Origin of the sequence: Citrobacter sp. RHBSTW-00881 (assembly GCF_013728515.1) — a bacterium.
In the GTDB taxonomy this organism is placed as follows: Bacteria; Pseudomonadota; Gammaproteobacteria; order Enterobacterales; family Enterobacteriaceae; genus Citrobacter; species Citrobacter braakii.
On the sequence record NZ_CP056270.1, the window covers coordinates 112382 to 132789 of the forward strand.

General features: G+C 44.7%; 29 protein-coding genes. 1 reads left to right on the forward strand and 28 read right to left on the reverse strand.

What is annotated here, in order from left to right; genetic code table 11:
• Positions 1–73: 73 nt before the first annotated feature.
• From HV311_RS25650 to HV311_RS25735, 18 genes are all read right to left on the reverse strand, one after another.
• Positions 74–679 (reverse strand): hypothetical protein, encoded by a 606-nt coding sequence (locus HV311_RS25650; protein WP_043016718.1) that lies wholly within the window; start codon positions 677–679, stop codon positions 74–76.
• Between the two features lie 10 nt (positions 680–689).
• Positions 690–1112 carry a hypothetical protein gene (locus HV311_RS25655; protein ID WP_043016719.1) on the reverse strand — a complete coding sequence of 141 codons (423 nt, stop codon included), beginning with the start codon at positions 1110–1112 and terminating at the stop codon, positions 690–692.
• A 14-nt stretch (positions 1113–1126) separates the two neighbouring features.
• Entirely contained in the window at positions 1127–1882 is a 756-nt protein-coding gene (locus tag HV311_RS25660) for a hypothetical protein (protein WP_009654999.1), read from the reverse strand.
• Positions 1883–2035: 153 nt separating this feature from the next.
• Positions 2036–3745 carry a DUF4942 domain-containing protein gene (locus tag HV311_RS25665; RefSeq protein ID WP_007372173.1) on the reverse strand — a complete coding sequence of 570 codons (1710 nt, stop codon included), beginning with the start codon at positions 3743–3745 and terminating at the stop codon, positions 2036–2038.
• 191 nt (positions 3746–3936) lie between these two features.
• Positions 3937–4521 (reverse strand): hypothetical protein, encoded by a 585-nt coding sequence (locus HV311_RS25670; protein WP_032951326.1) that lies wholly within the window; start codon positions 4519–4521, stop codon positions 3937–3939.
• 51 nt (positions 4522–4572) lie between these two features.
• Positions 4573–5013 (reverse strand): hypothetical protein, encoded by a 441-nt coding sequence (locus HV311_RS25675; protein ID WP_223226831.1) that lies wholly within the window; start codon positions 5011–5013, stop codon positions 4573–4575.
• Positions 5003–5485: a hypothetical protein gene (locus tag HV311_RS25680; RefSeq protein ID WP_032951323.1), complete on the reverse strand. Its 483-nt coding sequence runs from the start codon at positions 5483–5485 to the stop codon at positions 5003–5005. Before HV311_RS25680 ends, HV311_RS25675 begins: the two co-directional genes overlap by 11 nt.
• A gap of 97 nt (positions 5486–5582) precedes the next feature.
• Complete coding sequence (locus HV311_RS25685; protein ID WP_032951321.1) at positions 5583–6011, reverse strand: HNH endonuclease; 429 nt, start codon at positions 6009–6011, stop codon at positions 5583–5585.
• Between the two features lie 18 nt (positions 6012–6029).
• Positions 6030–6632, reverse strand: coding sequence for a hypothetical protein (locus HV311_RS25690; protein WP_223226832.1), 603 nt, complete (start codon positions 6630–6632; stop codon positions 6030–6032).
• Entirely contained in the window at positions 6629–7507 is an 879-nt protein-coding gene (locus HV311_RS25695; RefSeq protein WP_009654998.1) for a hypothetical protein, read from the reverse strand. The genes HV311_RS25690 and HV311_RS25695 overlap by 4 nt, the downstream gene beginning before the upstream one ends.
• Before the next feature lie 11 nt (positions 7508–7518).
• Positions 7519–8502 (reverse strand): recombination-associated protein RdgC, encoded by a 984-nt coding sequence (gene rdgC / locus HV311_RS25700; protein WP_007372167.1) that lies wholly within the window; start codon positions 8500–8502, stop codon positions 7519–7521.
• The gene (locus HV311_RS25705; RefSeq protein WP_007372166.1) at positions 8489–8719 is read right to left on the reverse strand and encodes a hypothetical protein; all 231 of its coding nucleotides are present in this window, start codon (positions 8717–8719) and stop codon (positions 8489–8491) included. Before HV311_RS25705 ends, rdgC begins: the two co-directional genes overlap by 14 nt.
• Entirely contained in the window at positions 8716–9537 is an 822-nt protein-coding gene (locus tag HV311_RS25710; RefSeq protein WP_007372165.1) for a DNA adenine methylase, read from the reverse strand. The genes HV311_RS25705 and HV311_RS25710 overlap by 4 nt, the downstream gene beginning before the upstream one ends.
• A gap of 150 nt (positions 9538–9687) precedes the next feature.
• On the reverse strand, positions 9688–10956 hold the full coding sequence (dnaN, locus tag HV311_RS25715; protein ID WP_223307982.1) for a DNA polymerase III subunit beta: 1269 nt from the start codon (positions 10954–10956) through the stop codon (positions 9688–9690).
• Positions 10957–11043: 87 nt separating this feature from the next.
• Entirely contained in the window at positions 11044–11343 is a 300-nt protein-coding gene (locus HV311_RS25720) for a hypothetical protein (RefSeq protein WP_009653866.1), read from the reverse strand.
• Between the two features lie 13 nt (positions 11344–11356).
• Positions 11357–11701, reverse strand: a complete 345-nt coding sequence (locus HV311_RS25725) for a hypothetical protein (protein ID WP_032951317.1) — start codon at positions 11699–11701, stop codon at positions 11357–11359.
• Positions 11691–12017: a hypothetical protein gene (locus HV311_RS28140; RefSeq protein WP_223227020.1), complete on the reverse strand. Its 327-nt coding sequence runs from the start codon at positions 12015–12017 to the stop codon at positions 11691–11693. Before HV311_RS28140 ends, HV311_RS25725 begins: the two co-directional genes overlap by 11 nt.
• Positions 12018–12079: 62 nt before the next feature.
• Entirely contained in the window at positions 12080–12493 is a 414-nt protein-coding gene (locus HV311_RS25735) for a hypothetical protein (RefSeq protein WP_007372162.1), read from the reverse strand.
• 133 nt (positions 12494–12626) lie between these two features.
• Between HV311_RS25735 and HV311_RS25740 the strand changes: the two genes are divergently transcribed.
• Complete coding sequence (locus tag HV311_RS25740; protein WP_127649446.1) at positions 12627–12974, forward strand: hypothetical protein; 348 nt, start codon at positions 12627–12629, stop codon at positions 12972–12974.
• A 17-nt stretch (positions 12975–12991) separates the two neighbouring features.
• On the opposite strand, the gene HV311_RS25745 is transcribed toward HV311_RS25740, so the two are convergent.
• The 10 genes from HV311_RS25745 to HV311_RS25790 form a co-directional block, all read right to left on the reverse strand.
• Positions 12992–13306 (reverse strand): hypothetical protein, encoded by a 315-nt coding sequence (locus HV311_RS25745; RefSeq protein WP_127649449.1) that lies wholly within the window; start codon positions 13304–13306, stop codon positions 12992–12994.
• A gap of 27 nt (positions 13307–13333) precedes the next feature.
• The gene (locus tag HV311_RS25750) at positions 13334–14014 is read right to left on the reverse strand and encodes a hypothetical protein (RefSeq protein WP_007372161.1); all 681 of its coding nucleotides are present in this window, start codon (positions 14012–14014) and stop codon (positions 13334–13336) included.
• Between the two features lie 277 nt (positions 14015–14291).
• Positions 14292–14645, reverse strand: coding sequence for a hypothetical protein (locus HV311_RS25755; protein ID WP_154050669.1), 354 nt, complete (start codon positions 14643–14645; stop codon positions 14292–14294).
• 55 nt (positions 14646–14700) lie between these two features.
• Complete coding sequence (ssb, locus tag HV311_RS25760) at positions 14701–15258, reverse strand: single-stranded DNA-binding protein (protein WP_008786804.1); 558 nt, start codon at positions 15256–15258, stop codon at positions 14701–14703.
• Between the two features lie 555 nt (positions 15259–15813).
• A complete protein-coding gene (locus HV311_RS25765; RefSeq protein WP_000654812.1) occupies positions 15814–16782 on the reverse strand; it encodes an IS5-like element IS903B family transposase in 969 nt (322 codons plus the stop codon).
• 254 nt (positions 16783–17036) lie between these two features.
• Complete coding sequence (locus tag HV311_RS25770) at positions 17037–17564, reverse strand: hypothetical protein (RefSeq protein ID WP_007372155.1); 528 nt, start codon at positions 17562–17564, stop codon at positions 17037–17039.
• Between the two features lie 79 nt (positions 17565–17643).
• Positions 17644–18528 carry a hypothetical protein gene (locus tag HV311_RS25775; RefSeq protein WP_007372154.1) on the reverse strand — a complete coding sequence of 295 codons (885 nt, stop codon included), beginning with the start codon at positions 18526–18528 and terminating at the stop codon, positions 17644–17646.
• Positions 18529–18727: 199 nt separating this feature from the next.
• Positions 18728–19129, reverse strand: a complete 402-nt coding sequence (locus HV311_RS25780) for a hypothetical protein (RefSeq protein ID WP_020996135.1) — start codon at positions 19127–19129, stop codon at positions 18728–18730.
• 90 nt (positions 19130–19219) lie between these two features.
• Positions 19220–19681 carry a hypothetical protein gene (locus HV311_RS25785; RefSeq protein WP_009653863.1) on the reverse strand — a complete coding sequence of 154 codons (462 nt, stop codon included), beginning with the start codon at positions 19679–19681 and terminating at the stop codon, positions 19220–19222.
• A 383-nt stretch (positions 19682–20064) separates the two neighbouring features.
• The gene (locus HV311_RS25790; RefSeq protein ID WP_008786801.1) at positions 20065–20400 is read right to left on the reverse strand and encodes a PerC family transcriptional regulator; all 336 of its coding nucleotides are present in this window, start codon (positions 20398–20400) and stop codon (positions 20065–20067) included.
• Positions 20401–20408 lie beyond the last annotated feature (8 nt).

Here is a 20408-nt window from a genome sequence, read left to right on the forward strand (position 1 = left end):
GTTAATTCTTTCTAATGTGTTTGTTTGCTATTTGTGCAAGGTCGAAATATATTCAGCTTGTGCGTCAATGACATTAATCTTTGTGGATGTATAGGTCAGGTTGTCCGGTGTGTGTATACGAAATGTCTGAAATCAACCTTCCCTCAAAATCGTGCCAATCCCATTCCTTTTGAATTTTTTCTCCCATTAAAACACGATCCATCCTTTGAAGTTGCCAATCCATATAAATCAGTAAAAGAGCCATTTCTTCTTTTTCATTATTAGTCATGCCCTGCCCTAATTTATAAGCTTCTTTTGTGAGCTGATAGATCTGAACAGAGTTTTCAACAATGTATTTAAATATTTTTTCTACGCAGCCGGAAATGGCAATTGAATTTTGGCAATTAATGTCATTAACGAGTTCGCGTGTATCTATTTCCCAGTTCCTATATAAATCAATCTCTGCGGTATAATGTTGATTTGTGTTTAAAGGAATACCACCAAAGATTCGACAATAGAGTTCTACTGCATCGGCCTGTTCCAGGCAATTAGCCATGTAGGGAAAATCAGGCAACGTGGAATGAATCAATTGGAGATAAGCTAACCTCTGAACAACCTTTTCATATGGCTGGTTAGTTTCTACGCCATAGAACATGTCTTTATTGATGTCATAACGATGAGTGATCCTGATCTTCGCCATTGCTAGCCTCTTAATTCAGATAATTGATATCAGCATCGTCCGCACGTGCGGCATTACCAGCTACTAGCTGAGCGCATTTTGCAACGCGGACTGAGTGGTCAAGGTTGACCTTGTCGAATTCAGCCTTCAGTTGCTCATCTGGCTTAGCTTCGTTAACAGTTACCAGAATCCGACTAGCATACTCGCTACCCTTGGCTTGATTGCCTACCATCTTACCCAGTACACGGCCAGCTTTTGATTTCGCTTCAGTCAAACGTTCCTCGCCATTTTCGAGGTAGTCTTTACATGCGATAACAGCAGCAATCTCGGAAGCATGAACTTTCATCACGTCATTCAGTTCGTCACGAGATGGAGAGCTTTCCGCTGATATTGCGAAACTTGATGCATTAATTGCAAATAAACAAACAACCGCATTTAATATTATTTTTCTCATCACAGGTTTCCTTTTTATTGGTTACGAGGCAATGCTGCTTCAGACAGCTGGTAATTCAATATTGATAAGTAGGCCAGAGGTATAGTTGCTGCCGGGATTAACCATTCATACCTGAGCGAAAAGTATGACCACGAAAGTAAAACAACACCAGAGATAGCTGAAAATGCGAACAACGGCCCAATATTCATAAAAGTACTTTTACAAATGACTGGTATACTTTTCAGCAGAGAACCTTTACACCGCGTAACTGTTGGTATGAATAAAACGAGCATTGGCGTAGCGATAAATACGCTCAAAGTGGCAAGGGCGTACATATTGAAATACACTATTAGGTTGGAGTAAGCCAGACTAATGCTTGTTAATGTTGGTTGTTTATATTCAACATGGTTGGTTTCACCCGCAACCGCTGAAGCAATCATAAATTTGACCAACCACAATATTACGATCATTAGTACGGTCAGGAATAATGCATAAACTAACACAACGATAAAGTTGCGTAGTTCTTCCCAGATATTCAATCTTAGCTCTGAGCTTTGATATCGGCATAAGATAGCCGTAAGGTAGAGGGTGAGTACAACTGGCTGTAAGATAAAAAATGCAAGCCCCTCCATTGTCACATTTTTCATGATGAGTGTCAGGAGTCCACCACCAGCAATTATCGGCAAGAATATTGCCAAAATACCATGAAGAGATGCCATTGTTTTCATGGAGGACAACATTATTTGTTTGGTATCTTCGAAAGATAATTTATTGATGAGAAATGCTGACATTGTGTTTCCTCTTCATGTAGTTGGCTCAATTGTCGCATGTTGAAAAATTTGAATAGCATTTAACATCGACAAACTGACGGCTTTTTCTCTATCTCATTTTTTCTGTTCAGTTACGGGTGACGAAATTAACTCGACCAGCTCTTCCTTTCCCCACTATTCATGGGCATCAACGGAGAAAAGTTTTATGGATTCTGCGGTTCCTTCAAAGGCGTTGTCATAGCAACCCAGAATATTGATGTCGTAACCGGGCCCAGCTTCTCGGGTTAAAAGATGCTCCTTTGCGCTCCCTGGCAGTATTGCTATCAAGCGTCCTCCCGGTTTCAGGAATCTCATCGCATGTTGAAAATGTGCAATCCAGCGTGAGTCACTAAATGGAGGATTCATCAGAATTCTTTCAAACAAGCCGGTATTTTCAGGCTTGACCAATAGAAAATCATTAAGGGTGACGTTCCAGCGCAGGCCAGTAATTGCAACAGCTGCGGGGTGTATATCAAAACCAGTAACATCCACCCCCTCTGGTAACCCTTTCAGTAGCGCACCAAGACCGATATTCGGTTCCAGCAAACGCATACCTGAAGCCACCATACATTCATCAATTGCTCGTTTCTGGAGTTCTCCGACCGTTGCATAGAACTGGTGCGTATAGCGGTCAGGTATAGAACCATGTAATGCCAGAAGTTTGAATGCTTCAACGGGGCTAAAGTCAAAGTCATATACTTCTCTATATCTTCTGACAGCACCCAATGACTCCCATATGTTCACCAGTTCTTTTTTCTCACTAACAGACTGGTTGTCCCGCAGGATAAAAGTGTGCGGCCCCGGTGACAGGTGTTTGCCCGCGTTCAAATGGTCAGTGGCATATGATATTAAGGAGTTAACAGCAGAGAATGATATCAACTGCGACCGATATTCATTGGTTTTTACAGTTCTTGCGGAGTTATGGCCGGTGGTGTATCGGCGATCGAGAGGAATGCAGCCTGGCATTAAATGGGATAGTACCAGATTGAGATTGTCACAAGTTTCCTCCTCAATCAGGATATGCACATTGCCGTTAATAAACCCCTTCACTTTAAGACTATCGTTATCAATACTTACCCATTCGCCAGGGTTACTCATCATGTACTCTTTGACCGCAGCCGAATTCACATCCTCAGCACCGCTTCGTCCATACATCAGTCCAATAACCTTACGAAGGTCATTAAAATAGTTGAGATAGTCATAGGATCTGCGGTTATCTCTACTTGGTAAGCAGCTGGCTATGATGAGTTTGTTGCTGAAGCCCTGGGCACGGTTAGTCTTATGCAGAGCGGAGAGCTTTTCAAACACACCATGAACCATCTGGGCGAAGTAGTCTTTTTTCTCTTCATTCAATGCGAATGCGGTAGAAAAGATACTTTCTTCGTTGAAGGGTACAGGCTTAAGCTTCTCAAAATTTGATTCTGATGATTTTCGCCATGCCCTTAATCCTTCGTTCCAGTCATCGTATCTTTCGGTGGGCATAAATGGTTTTACGCCGGTCAGATCGAGCAGCTTTTGCCAGTACTTTTCATCGAGAGCACAGCGGGCCCGTTCTATACAGAACAAATTTTCTACAGCCAGCGTATATTTGATGGAATTGTCACAAGAATCACAGAACATGCGCCATGCTTCATCATGCCGGTTCCGCATCACTGCATCATACATGGCCTGCATGTGCTTCAGTGTTGTGTTGTATTCCACCAGCAGATCGCGCATGGCATTTAGTTTTTGAAAGCCGTCATGTTCAATGAGGCCACTTTGACTGTCTACGGGATTAGCATAAAGGCTGAGGACGTCTGATTCATTTTCATCGTTATTCGCTAATACAGCTGTCGGTAGGTTCATCAGATTTCTCCAAATAGAGAAATTATGAGACAGGTATGGCAGGTGACGAAGCAAATCGACGAACTACATAAGCCGGGATATTTGGGGATACCGTGAAGTACATAGCACGGCGGAAGTCCAAAAAAAGAGACCCCAGTAAGGGGTCTTAAATGAGGTATATATAACTATCAGATCACAGAGCCCGAAGCAGACTACTCAACGTCCTGAATTTCAGGAAGCTTCAACCCTTTCGGATAGAAGATTGTATGAACAGTCAGGTCAGCCAGGAACGTAGATTTGATAATTAATTTTATTATAGGGTTAATACTATCCCAAGAATCGGGCGAATTCCAGATAGTGGCATCACAGCTTTCAGGATACTGGTTAACTCCAGGAGCATGGCCAGCCGTGCAGCGCATTGGGTCGGTTGATTCATGCTCGCATTTAGGGCAAATATAGCGCCGCAGCTGGTGTTCACCTAGGTCTTGGTCAAAATCGTGAGGAGTTTCCCAGCAATGAACATCTTCAAGCTCAGGTAGCCTGGACGGAGTGTAAAAAGCCCACGGCACTTCCGTACCTCGCAGTACCTCAAGTGCGTGTATCACCCGCTCAGGCTCGATTTTAAGCACGTCACTGTATGCTTCTATTCGATCACGTAACAGGCTGGCCATTACAGAGATTGTATGGATATCGATACCGGCTGCTTGAGCGTCCCTTTCCAGCTGCTCAATAACGACATCAATACTTGCTGGTGGTGCAGACATAAATAACTGCGTTGCGGCTTCTTGTCGTGACATATACGAAGGTTCCTTCGGTTACCGGTGACAGTAACCGATATTTTCCCCTCGCTACAGCTGGTCACGAATTTTTTCAGCTTGTACATCGGATACCAGAACACAATCACCTGTTGCAGAATTACAAACGTAATATTTTCCGTCCTGATGCTGCTGTAATTTCAGTTTTGTACCCGTAAGTGACACTGTAACGCCACTTGCTTCAAACTGCCCTTTGTTGGTGATGAAAAAGTTGTTTTTTGCGAGGGTTCCGGCTTTCAAATCAACGCCTCTGATCACTTCACCCAGGTCCCATTCGTTCATTACTGAGCGTTGTTTATGGATCAAGGAGCCAAGACAGACAAACACCACGACACTGATTGCAGCAAGACCCATAAGGTTTTTAAACGAATGGTGGGCTTTCAGGTCAAGCGTCTTCGCTTCTACCAGCTGCTCGGACGTTAACTGGACAGCTCGATTGTTACGCGAAGGACGTTTACGTTGGTTAGCAGTCATGGTTCACCTCTGTTTGAAGGAGAGATAATTTTAAACCTGCCAGTATATAAGCGATCTGAATTGGGTGAAGCGAATCATCAATGCTCATGGCCAGTCTACCCTTCTGATTGGTATCTACGGCTTTGCTGCCTCGGTACTGGTATCCATATCTCTTCCTGGCAAGTTCCAGGCCAGCCAGCATGTACTGGACTTGCTGTAACGATAATGAATCAATTTGCAGAGACTTGAGCCTGTTTTTTTGCTGGCACAGACCAAATAACTCCCTCGACTCGAAATCGTCGGGGTAAGAGTGTAGTAACCCATCAACTGAGCAGGCATTCAACTTATCGAATTCACGTTCAATACCCTCGACCGAGAAATGTCGGTCTCGAACGGACTCGACTCTACATTTGCTGAGCTGGCCATCTGGTGTGGCTACAAATATAGTTGCGCCTTCGGTCAGGTCTCCAGTCCAGTTTGTATGATTAGTCATATACGCTCCGTAATGGGCCTACTAAACAATATTATCACGGCTGAATATTTGACGAAGCAGTGCGCGATACGCGCCATGATAATGTTAAATTAGTCGTTTATTTGATAGCACCATTTTTCTCTGAATACTGTTCAAACCAGAAAACAATGGGTTTCTCTACAATGCTTATCTGGCCGAATCTTTCTGCCGTTCTGAAATTCATACTACTCTTCCGTGCCCTTTCAACCTGTAAACTTATTTGTTTGCGGAACATTTCCAGTGAATATGTTGTTTTGAGCAGATTGCAGGGCGCACAGGCTGGGAAAAGATTTTCTAAGCAGTTGGCACTTTCATTAAACACTTCACCGGTAGCCTTAAGCTTAAATTTCCCTCTGGCCGCAGCTTGCATATCCTGGACGGATTTCCTTAGCACAGGTTCTACGTGATCAGCGTGCCAACCTTTTTCTTTCAGTACCTCGCCACAATATGCACATCGACCACCAAATTTAGCCCTCAGTACTATTCTTTGTTTTTTTGACAGAGACATAATAAATTCCTTGTGGAACTAAGAGAATCGGCCATCGTCTATTGATTCAGCGATGTTGACTGCCAGGGCGTTATCGTCCAAGCCTGACAACGTTTCATAGCGAAAGACAGGAATGTGAGTTCTTTTAAAAAGGGCAATAATGAACTCTCCTTCAGGCTGAGCGCTGATAGCATCTTCATTGATCATTGCTAGCACTAGTTCCCCGGTATGCGCATCGGAGAGAACAAAATCGAACACGAATTCATCTGCGTACTGTTGCGCCTGAAGTACGTCAACCGGGGCAACCGGTTCATCTTCGAGCTCCAGCTCTACTAAGTCCCGGGCAAGCACCTGGGGTGCGATAATGTACTGACCATTGAACACCGCACTCAAGCGCACATAAAGATCCATCAGGACTTTTGGCAATATCGAATTTTTTTTGATGAAGTACTCGCTCAACCCATCAAGTGCGGCGTTCTCGTCGGCATCGGCATTAATATCTGCCTGCTGATCATGCTCGTCCAAAGGTTGCTGAGTTTGTTGTTGTTCTCGTTTTGTTCGACTCGCGTAGATAAGTATGAAAGCTGCAAAGCACACAAATGTCAGAAATATTGCGAGAGCGATTATATATTTTAGAGTCATGGGTTCATTCCTATAGTCTGGAGATACTCAGGCTCCTTGAACTTCATATTTTCGGGTATATGCCGCATCACCTTTTTGATGTATGGTTGTTCAATTCTCTTAAGCGTATCTAATTGAGATTGATAATCCTTAGTTCTCAAATCATGCTCAGCACCCAGTTGTCCTAATAACGTCTGAAGTTTCTTTAAGGCTTTGCTGCACTGCACTTCGGCATTATCCAGCTTTTCAATATTTAACCAGGAGAGAATATCGATAACAGGATTTATAGTCAGATCGACAAACAGATCAAGCGTGTCATCTGGTAAATTTGAATCAATAGGTGATTGCCGGGCAGGCATTTCATCTGCTAATCGCTTAAGCGCACCCATAGCTCTCTTTAACGAACTACTCGCAGAGGATGTGTCTATTGCTGAAAGTATGGATATTGCTTTACTGGTAGTAACCATATCCAGAAATTCAGTTGTGGAAGCACTATTACATTCATCCTTTGCTGTTTTTAATAGTTCACGGGCATTTTCTGCAAGTTTGAGTCGTCTGCCTGACTCGTTATATTTTATCTGAGCTTCTTTCCAGCAGTTGACTAGATGCTGATAAATCTCACAATCTGGTGATTTCGAAATTTCTTCCAACGAGGACATAACTACGTATTGAAGAAAGATGCTCCTGCATTTTGGCAGCAGCAGGTTAAGATGCAATTCACATTCGTTCAGCTTTTTTCGCGCCGGTGTCTCTCTGAAGAGACCAATAAATAGCGCCCACAATGAAAACTGACGATCTCTTGTCTCTTTAACCAACTCTTTAACTGCCAGGGCTCGGGCAATGTTAGCATTTTCAACCTGGCGTGATAACTCTTGGAGTTCTGTAGCTGTAATCATCTCTCAGCCCTTTAATGGAAGGTTTTTTCTGGTTGTTTGGCTTCTGCCGCGACACCTTGTTGTTCGTCTGACGGCGTTGTGATGAGTCCTGGGCTTTCACCCCCGAGGGCTTTTATCATTGTGTCCAGAACCTCCATAACAACAGAGGTAAACAAAACGAAATCGGCATCAAATCTTTGGGCGTGATCTTCTGGCGAAATGTCATCGTTCTGTTCAATAAGTTCTTCCGTAAAGGTCAGTCGTGAAAAGATGAAATTGTCATTCAGGATGAAAAACATCTGGTTCATCCAGCCCAGTGCAACCTTTGTCACAAGCTTTCCGGCCTCGATGTGATGAGCGATCTCATCACATATCAAATCCTGGCGTTTTGTTGTAACGACCCCCCCGTTTTCGAGCACATCTTTGAGCGTGGCTTCGTCGCATAAAGCTAGGCCAGGCGGCAGACTTCCTGTTTTGACCCACTCTGTTAACGTCAGTTCTACCGGCGTTTCCAGCGTGAATGGGATAATTGGAAGTGAGCCAATAGTTTTACGTAGCAAAGCTGTTACATCATCTGCTTTTTTATGGCTGGTGGTCTCAACAAGCAGTAGACGTGATTTAGTATCCACCCAAATGTTTGTAGTGCTGTATTTGCTGAAAGCCTTTGGTATGAGCTCAGCGAGCACGGCATCGTTGACGGCCTGGATCTCCATTTTCTTTAGCCTGCGGTTTTGCTCTTTCTCCAGTTTCTGAACCCGGGTTCGCACAATTTCTTTGATGGTCGCGGGAGGAAGTATTTTCGATTCGTGCTTAACAGTCAGAAGAATGAGATTATTCGACTCATGCTTTAACAGCTCGACATCTTCACCCAATGGCGGGATCCATCCTGACCGTGCCATATCATTAGGCCCGCAGGGAGTGTATTTCAACTCACTTAACTGTTCATCCAGCTTGTCTAATTCCAGAGCTTTTTGGATGCGGTAGACTACAAGGCTTTTGGGTTTAAATTGGCTCATCGTGGCCCTCAGCTGTTGCTTGATTAATTTTAATAAGGTCAGAGACACGCTCGCGGATCACGACACACTCCCAGTAAGTTAGAGGCTTAGAGCTCAGCACTTGTTTAAACTGCGCCACGGCAATATCAGGTGCTGTCCGATATTGTTCGGCGATATCCTGACAAAATTTCTCAGTCTCTGGGTTATGCAGCTTTTCAGAACAATGGAAGCGTTTCATGCCGCAGCTCCCTTTTTCGAGTTATCCGCTAATTTGACCGCGAAGATTTCTGAAGCTTTTTTCCCATCCCCGCTGCCTTTAAATATGCTTCTCCGGGCAGTCACACCATGAATAGCGAAGGCTTGATAAAGCTCACGAATATCAGGCGCATCGTGGCATGATGCGATGACATGAACCCCGCGTTCAGGCAGCAACTGGAGCAGTTTGGTAAGCTCAATCTGCATAGCGGGTGTAAAACCGCTGGCATGGTAAGCCGTGAATCTGCCGGGATTAACATATGGTGGGTCGCAATACACCACATCACCCGGGCGGGCCATTGATAGCGTGGTCTGGAAGCTGGCGCAAAGTAAAGTTGCTGAGGACATTTTCTCAGCCATTGCGTATAACTCTGTCTCTGGGAGATAGGGGTTGGCGTAATAACCCCAGGGGACGTTAAAGATGCCTTTCCGGTTGTATCGGCATAGTCCGCGATGGCCAAACCTATTCAGATAGATAAACAGAGCAGCTTGAGTGTCACTTGCACTATCATGATTATTGAACTGGCTTCGCAGCTCATAATAGGCGTCCTCAGAACGCCCGAGACAGTAAAGGCGTTTAAGCTCAGAAAGTACCTTTTCAGGCGACTTAAAAATACTCTGGTATGTATCGATCAGGTCGCTATTAATATCGGCCAAAATGTATTCTGGGTAATTCGTATTCATCATTACAGCGCCTGAACCGCCAAAGGGCTCAATAAGCCGACCACCTTTCGGTAGTACATGCTTAAGACTTGCCATAATGTTGTGTTTGGCTCCTACCCACTTCAGAACGCTTTTCATTTCATTCTGGCTCCAGAATATTAGGACGCAGTGATCGCGACCAATGGGAGCGAGATGGCATATAGCCATCCCGTCAGGAAGCTTGTTTTAACGTTATCACGCCCATGAAATTGGCTATTTCGAAAAGGCCGACAAAACGAGAGCGTTTTGTCAGACACGGACAGGCATGATGATGTCGTAATTGTTTTTGTTTACTGAAATCAATATGCCGGTCGTTGTATCACGCAAAGCAATCTGTGCGGCTTCTCCTTCTTCCGAACACGCCCCCAGGCTTGCCAGTGATTCCAGGAGGTAATCGGCATTCATACCGATATCAACAATTGTTTCGGGCTCGCCTGCCTCTTTCGCAATGTCCATCACCTCTTTGCAACTGATTGCATTTGAGCCGGGCGACTTAAGCTGTAGGGCGTTGTCTTTGAATGACATCACACAAACACTGGTGTTGTTTGGCGAGCCCTCTTTAAGCAATGGGGTTGCGCGTTTTAGTGCGGTGGTGAGTTCAGAAGGATCAACCTTAAACAGTTCAGTATTTTTGGCTACCGTGCTGGCCACGCGCTTCCAGTCCGGGTAACGGCCATCGACAAGATTTGAAATGACTGTATGGCTTCCGAGCGTAAATGTCAGGTTACGGTTGCTGTAGTCAATTTTGAATTGACCCTGGCTACCGCTCAGGATTTTATGGAGCACGGGGAAAACCCCGTTGGGTAAAATCACACCTGCATTCGTGTTACTGATAGAGGTAGGAGCTGTCGGAGATTGAATCTCATCGCCCACGTCATCGCTGAAGTCGATATCATGAGAACTGACGGCCATACGATGTCCATCAGTGGCTACAGCAATAAATTGGCCATTATCGATACCGAGGTAGACCCCATTCATATAAAAGCGGACATCGTTCTGAGCCGCAGCGTGGCTGACACGCTTGATAATCTGACTCAGCATCTGCGTTGGAAAGTAAACGCTGTAATTATGTTCCAGCGTCTCAGCCTGAATTTCGGGTATATGGTCTAAGCAAACCGGGATGTTATAGGAGTTTTTGTCGGTGCGAATGACAAGATGGTTTTTTGCCGCATGGAAGCGGACGTTAATTTCATCTTCGCCGCGCATGTTGCGGATTAAAGAAAAGAGTTGTGTTGCAGGTACTGATACGTCCATATCACCATTGCCCCCCGATACCGTCCCTTTACTGGTAATTTGGGCAGAGTTTAAGTCAATGCCAAGGGCAGAAAGACAATCCCCACGTAACCGCAGCGTGATCATCTCCAGTACTTTCATTGCAGGAGACCGGCGAATAACCATACACGGCATTTCGATAATTTTGAGAAGTGCTTCAGCAGAAATATCAAACCCTGGAAGCTCTTTAAATGATAAGCGTCTTGCCTTTGGTTGAACTGCGTCTATTGTAGATGCGTCTGTCATTTTACTGTCTCCCATAATTATCCGTGTTAAATTAATCGTACCCCCGGTCAATCAAGTGACGAATAGCAAATTATGAAAAAATGAAGTTTATTTGTGGTGACGGCGATAACCTAATTCAAACGCGAACTGCCATTGGTATTCATTTAAAGCACATCCAAGAGATGTGATGGCCTCAACAATTTCCTTTATAATGAGGTTGCCTGAATTCAATCTGTACTCGTAGTACCAACCTATATCAAATGCGATAAGCTGGAGGCGGAAAAGATGGATCTGAGGAACGTAACCAGTAACGCCGCTAAGCGCTTTTATATAAATGAGTTCCCCTTCCATTTCTGATAGAAAAACCATGTCAAGAATATTGGACGCGAAATTCGTCATGGTGAACATAAATTGAGCCTCTTTATTGAGCCTCGCGTAACACATCGGATGCCTTAAAGTAGCCGAGTCGGTGCATCATTTTATTGATCTGACCTACTTTGCCATCAGACCCTTCATACTTACTCAACCGGTGAAGTAAGATACGCATGGACATCAACACACTGTCTGATGCGTTATCACCACGGGTAAGTAGTTTATCAGTACTATCTGAGTATGACCCCGTAAGTGCCGCGCTCACCAAATCACCGGCAATAGCATCCGGGTGGCACAATGCCATCAAACCGATAATCAATGCCTGCCGATTAAGTTCCGTTTCTGTCAGGCCTGTTTTTGAAGTGAGTTCTGCTAGTAAATTATCAGTGCTCATTATCATGCTCCTTTTGCTTATGTTCTCCCGGTTGAATGGCGGAAGAGTCTTTACTACTGCGTGAAAATACATCCGCGACCAGAAATTTAGCTTTCTCTGAAGGACTCATAAATTTCCAGAGTTCATCAGGATATTCATCGTCATGCTTTTCAGATTTTTTCAATCGGGAGATTCCTTTTAATTTTGCAGCCATGCGGCTCCGTCCATACGGACGGATTGGCATTGTAAAATTTTGCTGCGAACTATCAATCAGACCAGTAAAGTGACGACCCATATAAATACCTCTAAGTGCAGTAGTTATTTTTTCCCGATTCAAAGCTCCGCCTTTAACGTCATACTACGGGATAGCATTACTGCAACGAAATATTCAGGGATTGTTTACGGCGTTTTGAAGGTGTTATCCATTACCGTTTTACTTCTCGCTACCCAGTCGTTTGCATCACTGCAATTGATGTTTGACGCTACGACCTGACGGGCGGATGTATAGATTGGACTTGCATAACCACCATTCCCGGCAACTACCAGACGGATACTGTTGAGATATGCGTAAACAGGATCCTGTAGGATTGTAGAATCGATGGATGCCTGCTGTTTACAGCTATCGCTACGCATCTTTACTACATCAGTTGCGACCATGACGCATTCAGGACATTCATTTTTAAGCTGAATGAACTGAGTTGGTGTCTGCCCCGCTGCTGGACTTCCATCTGCTCTAAGAGGAATATTGGCTTCAGCAATATTGATGCAGAAAGTCGATCCCGCAATTAGCGCCAGCAATAATTTCGTTTTCATATAACCTCGCCTTATTTAATTCAGATTTATCGAACTGAGCTTACTGCTTTAAGTGGTGAGTAAGAAAAAAAAAGGGTGACAAAACGGGGGGTGTTTTTTAACCTTAATCATATCCCATATGATTAGGTTGATTATGAACAATGCCAATATGCAGGGAGATGGTACTGAACATCGCCTGGAGCGCTTTTCCCGTATTCAGAAGGATGCGTTGGTACTTCTTCTTTTGTGCAAAGAAAAAGGCACTGCGATAGTGCCATTCACCAGGTTGCTGGGGTTTATTAACTCTGTTCCAGACAGCCAGGATGTAGCTGAGCCCAACCTACGTAAGTCACTCAAAACATTGCAGCAAAATGGCTATGTATGGAAGTACCGGAACAAAAACGATCTTACAGTTTCATTTGAGTTAACTTCATCAGGAGAACTCCAGGCAACTTCATTTCGGGTGCGAAGATTAGAGGCATGGGGCCAGGCAGACGAGTAAAACTCGTCTGCTGGTGGTTACACAGAAAGATACTTTTTACTGATAGTTAAAGCGCTGCGTCGTTTTAATGCAAATGGACGATTATCAGAAAGTCTGGAAGCATTACCGGCGCGAATGAATATGCGTTTCATCCTGCGGTCAAAATGTTCTTCTGACCAGCCGAAGGGATACGTACCCTTAATACCATCTATTGGCCCGGCAAGAATGCGAGCGGTTTCGCTACGAAGAGTACTTCCCCTTAAACCAAATGAGCTAAGTTTATTTCTTATCAGACTTACAGAAAATTTCCTGGGTTTTAAAACACCCTTAATACAGTACAGATGTTTACTCATAGCATTACCCTTTTATTATGGGAACGATTAGCTGCGCTGCATAAAGTCGATGGATTGGCGTTTGTTTTCTTCGATTATCTTCATTGCCTCTTCAAGCCATCCAGCATCTTCACCCCGGCTGGTTAGCTCTTTGTGCTTTAGTTTGAGTGCAAATACTGCGTCATCAGCACCGGCAGTAAACAATTCTTGTCTGACTTGTTGTGTGCTGGTTGTACCATTTATAACACCAACCATATAATTCACGATATCAATAACTTGGGGGAGTAAATCTGGATCCTCATGATTAATCTCCTCGATACTGACAAACGGCAGTAACCGGTCAATCAGCATATGGGCTAGGTTGGTGATATTCAGCAGGAATAGGTTATCGTTCTCGGTGTCGCTTTTGCTTTTTACTTCTGATGCGGTAAACGACTGAACCCGGCGATTGTATTCGCACTGCCACTCCTTACAGGCACTGATCATCCAGTTCTGTATCTCTTCATCAGAAGCGTTGGATGATGGAATGTCCATCGCAGCAGGGAGAACTTGATCCCACGGGTAAACATGAGAATCAATCATCACGCCTTCCGCGTTACGCATTAACTCAGATAAAGCCACTATGATGCGGCGCATCAGATGGTTTTCAGTGAGGAGAGTAAACTCTTGTTTCGATGCACCAACGAGCTCGACGTTGAGTCCTGTCAGCGAGTCGTTAGTGTTTGGCATAGTAACAGGCCTCCTGCCCTAAAAGATGATTATGAACCAGTCCGTGGTCGCAGGGTTTAGTAGTGCCAGTCAGCGTATCCGATTTTACGCTTTCGTCTTGATCACCAGTGTTCACTGAGGGTAGTAAAGTTTTGACGACGTTTTTCATAAAGACCTTATACTGTCATGACAGTCGTATGTAATTTTAGATAAGTTCTATAAGACATCTCAAAAAATAATGGTAATCCGCGAGCAGATTACCATTCAGGCATTCATCAATCATAATATGCTACGGTTATTATTTTATAATACCGCACTGCTTTGCTATCTCGATAACATCGCCATTTTTTATGATGATACCCAGAGTTTGCGCATCCTCAATGTGTCTAGTGGCGCATCCACCGACAGCTTTAACCTGCTCGATGAGACGGTCTGAGGCAGCAGCAGTATACGCCAGTGTACTGTCTGGAGTGTTGAGACTGAACAGATAAAAGCCTGAGACAATTCCCAAAATTACCAGTAGTCCACTTCTGAGTATCGCCGAAAAAAGGGCCGCAACGCAAATTGCACCACCGGCATAAATAGCAGCCTGGCCATATGACATAGACCCATTTTCCAGTATCGTCTGGAGTGCGTTATTGAATTCATTCACGGCAATAATTCCCCATTAGTTATGATACAAATTAAAACAGATATGCTGCTAATCATTAAAAGGCTATCTCAGTTCCATAAGCACCAGTGCTTCCTGGAACTTCATCCTGATTTCCCAAATAATAATTTTCCATTGTTGGGGGCGAGTTGCGTGGTGTTGCTGGCCTCGCGTTCGTGTTTTGTGGCCTGCGGCTATAACTGGTATTCTGCCGGTGATCCTGCCCACGGTTCTGCTGGAGGTGACGACTCACCAGTTTATTACCGCCTACATTGACTTTGCGAAGAACATGCCCCTTCACGGGGTTGACAAGTACGTCCATAAAGAAGCGTTCTTTACCATCCTCCTTGATTAGGCGGGTACGCAATTGGGCCTCCAGGTACACTCCTGTCCCGACATGAAGATGATTGCGGGCCACATCAGCAAATTGACCAAGCAAAATGATCTGATAGTGTTCTTCCGTAATTTTCTCCAGACCAGATTTATCCTCCATTGAGGACTCAGATGTTGTTACATAAATCTTTGCGTAGATGCCGTGGGTAGGGTGTTGTCGGATTTCAGGCTCACGGCCTACAGTACCTTCGATAATTACTTTGCTATAGCCACGATTAGTCATACACCCTCCCCAGCTCTGTATCGGATGACATTATTATCAGCCTGTCCGGTCTGGTGACGAATGGTAATTCGTTAAATAATTGCACTGCACATCCATAAAAATAGTCAGGATATTAAGTTTGTGGTGAGAAGGACGGCACATCAGACAAAAAAAATCCCGGCCAGGCCGGGAAAGGTGATCTTTATGCCAGCGTACTCGCCAGCGTTCTCTTTGTTATGTCCCCATACTAAACATGTATGGCCCAGAGTGAAACAATTTTTGAAACCTGCAATGAAAATACATTGTGTTTCCATTTTGTTTACCTGAAAAGAGACGAAATGTATTATTGCTTGAGATGCCTTTTTGCCATACGTTTTAGGGTTTGGAGTATTGTTTGGTAAGCAGCGAGTTCATTTTTGTACTCAGCAATCTCCGTCTCATTCTTAACATAGTCGTTTTCAAGCTTAGCTATAGTATCAGTGTATTCTTGCATACTCTGTTCAACTTTTTTTGTTGCTGTGGCTTTGTTGAATAAATCAGATTTCGGGTAAGTCTCCCCCGTAGCGGGTTGTGTTTTCAGGCAATACGCACGCTTTCAGGCATACCTGCTTTCGTCATTTTGTTCAGCGCTCGTACCAGGGCCATAGCCTCTGCAACCTGACCATCGTAGTCACGCAGTGTCAGTGAACCCCCGAACAGCTGTTTTACCCGGTACATCGCCGTTTCCGCTATCGAGCGACGGTTGTAATCTGTTGTCCATTTCCACCGCGCATTACTCCCGGTCATTCGCTGATTAGCCACTGCACGGTTACGGTCTGCATATTCACCGGGCCAGTAACCCGCACCTTTTCGGGGAGGGATAAGCGCGCTGATTTTCTTACGCCGCAGTTCATCGTGACATAGCCGGGTATCGTAAGCGCCATCGGCGGCGGCTGACCTGATTTTCCGGTGGGTTTGCCGGATTAACCCGGGGAAGGCCTCTGAGTCCGTAACGTTGTTCAGCGACAGGTCAGCGCAGATGATTTCATGTGTTTTACTGTCAACGGCGAGATGCAGCTTACGCCAGATACGGCGGCGTTCCTGGCCATGCTTTTTGACTTTCCACTCGCCTTCACCGAAGACCTTCAGCCCGGTGGAATCAATTACCAGGTGTGCGATTTCACCCCGGGTGGGCGTTTTGAAACTGACATTAACCGACTTTGCCCGCCTGCTGACACAGCTGTAATCCGGGCAGCGTAGCGGAACGTTCATCAGAGAAAAAATGGAATCAATAAAGCCCTGCGCAGCGCGCAGGGTCAGCCTGAATACGCGTTTAATGACCAGCACAGTCGTGATGGCAAGGTCAGAATAGCGCTGAGGTCTGCCTCGTGAAGAAGGTGTTGCTGACTCATACCAGGCCTGAATAGCTTCATCATCCAGCCAGAAAGTTATGGAGCCACGGTTGATGAGGGCTTTATTGTAGGTGGGCCAGTTGGTGATTTTGAACTTTTGCTTTGCCACGGAACGGTCTGCGTTGTCGGGAAGATACGTGATCTGATCCTTCAACTCAGCAAAAGTTCGATTTATTCAACAAAGCCCTTTCGAATTTGCCTCTTGCATGTCTCTTTCGCCTTTTTCCTGGCTGAGTTTCATGAAAGTCTTAATGTTATCGTCATTAGGGTCAGCCAGTACTTTCTGATAAGCCTTCTGGTAGCGCTCATCCAGGCTTAACCCTATTCCGAGACTCTGGCATCCGCTAATGCCGGTTATGAAAGCAATGATCAGAAACTTTCGTAGGTACGCACATTTCATCATTACTCCTACCGGGATGACCCGAGCATTTTGTTCCAGGCCGTAATCAGTGACTGAATCCCAGAAGTGGGCACAGGAGCAACCCATTTACAGCAGCTGAACCACAGGCGGTTAAACCGGTGAGGCATTTTCGTGATGTAGTTTTCCTTATACTCAAAGTTGTATTTATCACCAACGATGCGCGGAACTTCTTTGCAGAACGGACAGCGTTGAGCACCCGCGCTCATTTCAGGAACGATGATGAACTCGGTTTCCCCCAGCGTATCTGGATCCCACGGTTCGCGTTCACGCCAGCATGTGCCTTCTGGGAGCACGATATTCTCGTCGCATACGATGTATTCAAAGGTGGGAAATAACAGTTGATGAACACCGTGTTTACGCCAGCGCACTAACGCCAGAAACTCAATATGTTCTGAGCTATCGGCTTCCCGGGGAACAATAAAACGGTATACACCTGCTTTAGTCGGTAACCCTTCGCCCCGGATGCCAACTGGAGTCCAGCTTGGTTCTGTTGAGATACGGCGTAGTGCAGTCATAGTTACTCCCATTAAATTTTCTTCGTTCAATTTCCAGAATGAATCGATCTTTAAATCACTCTAACGGTAACTATTCCGATTACGAAATTCCGTTACCTTTAGGAATGATCGTGTTAACAGCCAGCATTGCATTTTTGAAGAAGTGTGCATTGCTACTTCTTAACTTAACAGAAGCATTAGAACTGACCGGGCTCAATGCCAGTAATGCGGTGCTGCGTCCCAGCCAGCGATAATATGAGAATAAACCCCACGAATTCAGGAATTCTCGTTTCATAATTGACATCAATTCAGATCTATCAGTCTGGTTAACTTTTGGGAACGTAATGAAAACTGCGCTATCCGGGTTCCGGGACAACCAACTGAAAACCTCTTCATTGGTGTAATAATACTTACCTTGCGTAAACACTCGCCCATTAAATCCTAATCGCACGACTGAGGACGGTATAATGTTATGGCAATAATCGAGCATGGGATATCCCATTTTCATCTGAGCGATATCAATGCGATTATCGCTCGGAATGCTTGCAGGTGCATTTGCATTTTTGAAACCGCGAGTACTGATCGAGTAATGACCGTCATCTGCATTCTGATAAACCCAGAATGGCTTGCAATACTCTTCTGAGTCTATAGCGGCTGTAAGATACGCTTCATCATAACTTTCAAATAACTTTTTTACTTTAGTCTGGTGGTCTGCAATATTTCTGGATTGAAGGTCTGGCCTGATTTTTAAAGGAATAGAATACACCGGTTCAAATGCCTTGACCGTATGGCCAGAACTCGTATGGTTTAGCAAATACCCAACCCACTCACGTTGAATTCCTTTTCCTATATACTCGCCGCTGTTCGCCCCTGCGTTGGTATCAAAACGCACGATAGATGTTCCACGCGCAGAAAGCATATTTTCAAATTCAGCACGGATAATGTTGGTATTTTTGCTAGTTAACGAATTCTGGAGATCATGCATATGTAGCCACCATTCATGTTTCAGCTTCGACTCTCACTATAATCACATGTTGAAATTTATTGTTACAGTGAGAATGAGGACGTTTTGCACCCAAAAATAAATAGCTTTTTCAACCGCAATTTGTGGGCATAAATGGTTTTTCTTAGCGTAAAAAAATAGCCGACTATGTCGGCTATTGTGACGATTCAACAGCTGGTGGTCAGAAAATGCACATCGAGGCGTATGCCGTCTTCTGGGAAACTTCAGTAGGGTTACGACCAATGAAAATACTACGGTTATTTTCTTTCTCGCTACGCATGAAGCGGTAGAGGTGGATGGCTACTCCATGAGCTTTCTGCACATCACGTCGGTGCAGCACAAGGTGCATTCTTTTTGGTGGTATGTGTGGGAAACGTTTCGCCAGAATTTGTCCAAGCACGTTAAGTGATTCACTGTTCTCGCGTAGCTGGTAAAGGTCTTCCACGATGAAAAAGATGTTATTCCCCCTGTCGAGTTCGTCAGGTACGGGGCACACTTTTAATCGGCACTCGATGACTTCACAACTCCAGTCACGATGAGGCAGAGACATGATGATGTTTTCTTTCTGCAAGACATTCGACATAAATCCCACCTCACGGTAAAAGCTGTATCAGTTTAACTCCCAAAACCCTTCGGCTGTGGGTTCTGCATTACGCACCGGCTCTCAGATTCCTTAAGGCTTTGATCCAGTATTATTCTTGAGAAATTTGAGTTCAGAACTACCCGGCTTCCCTTTTTGGGCCGTCTTGATAAATTCCCGCTCTTTGAAATACCACCGTTCAACAATTTGTGAAGATAGCGTATTGGATTCCAAGGCATAAGCCTGCAACTCCCTCCATGCAGCTATGTTATGCGGTTTGTATTTTGCCAGCTTAATATCCAGTTCTTCTTGCCAAGATCTGGCGCGTTTTGTAAAAACCTTTCGACCCAGCATTGGGAAAACCAAGAGCCCTGCTATATTGCCGACGAACTGTACAGACCAGTCAGAGGTTATGTAAAACCATATCCCGGCATTAACCGAAACCAGAACCAATAACCATGTTCCATACGCTCGCTGAAATGGAGGGAAGCAGTTATCTCGCCACATTCGAATACTTTTTCCAATGCTGTTCAGCAGGTTTTCGTTTGTTTTCATCAGTTATCTCTGTTCCTCTTCAGCATAGGCCGTTTGTATCAATTCAAACCTGTTCACCCTGACTACTTGAAGAACTATCTGATCGGTAATGCACCTAACCGGCGTAGTGCATCAGTAACCTCGTCTATGCCGAATAAAGACATTGGCGGGACTTTATCTCCAGAGATTGAGCAGGCTGTACACAATGCATTGTATGAGCTTACTCGTTCACGATGTAGAGACTGAAGGCTTACGATCAACAGATCTCGCTCTGGGCCCGTGGTAGCTCCTATAAGGTCAAATAAACTTTGTTTAACCACTTACGTAATCCTCCGTCAAAATCAGTCAAGAGTGCGCTCATTCTCCTCAGTTTCATTTTTTAATGAACGGAAAAGGTCGACAAATCAGGCGGTATTAAAGACACCATCGTCTTTTAGTCCCATCCGTGTGTATACATCATTAATATGCTTGTGAATATATTGAAGATCACTTGCCTGCTCATGCTGTCTGATACGGTCTTCATGGCGAGAATTGGATAACCGAATGCAACGTTCCCGTTGTTCAACAATGTACTCAGTACACTGGGTATGTTCAAACATGACCTCTCCCCATTGCCTGGCAGCGCGGAGATACAACCCTCTTTCTTCCAGGTCCCGGGCAAGTATCACCGATTTGGTCGCTGGTATCTGGTACATTTCTTCAGCGAGCAGGAACGCTGCTGCACATTTTCTTTGTCCCATATCTACCT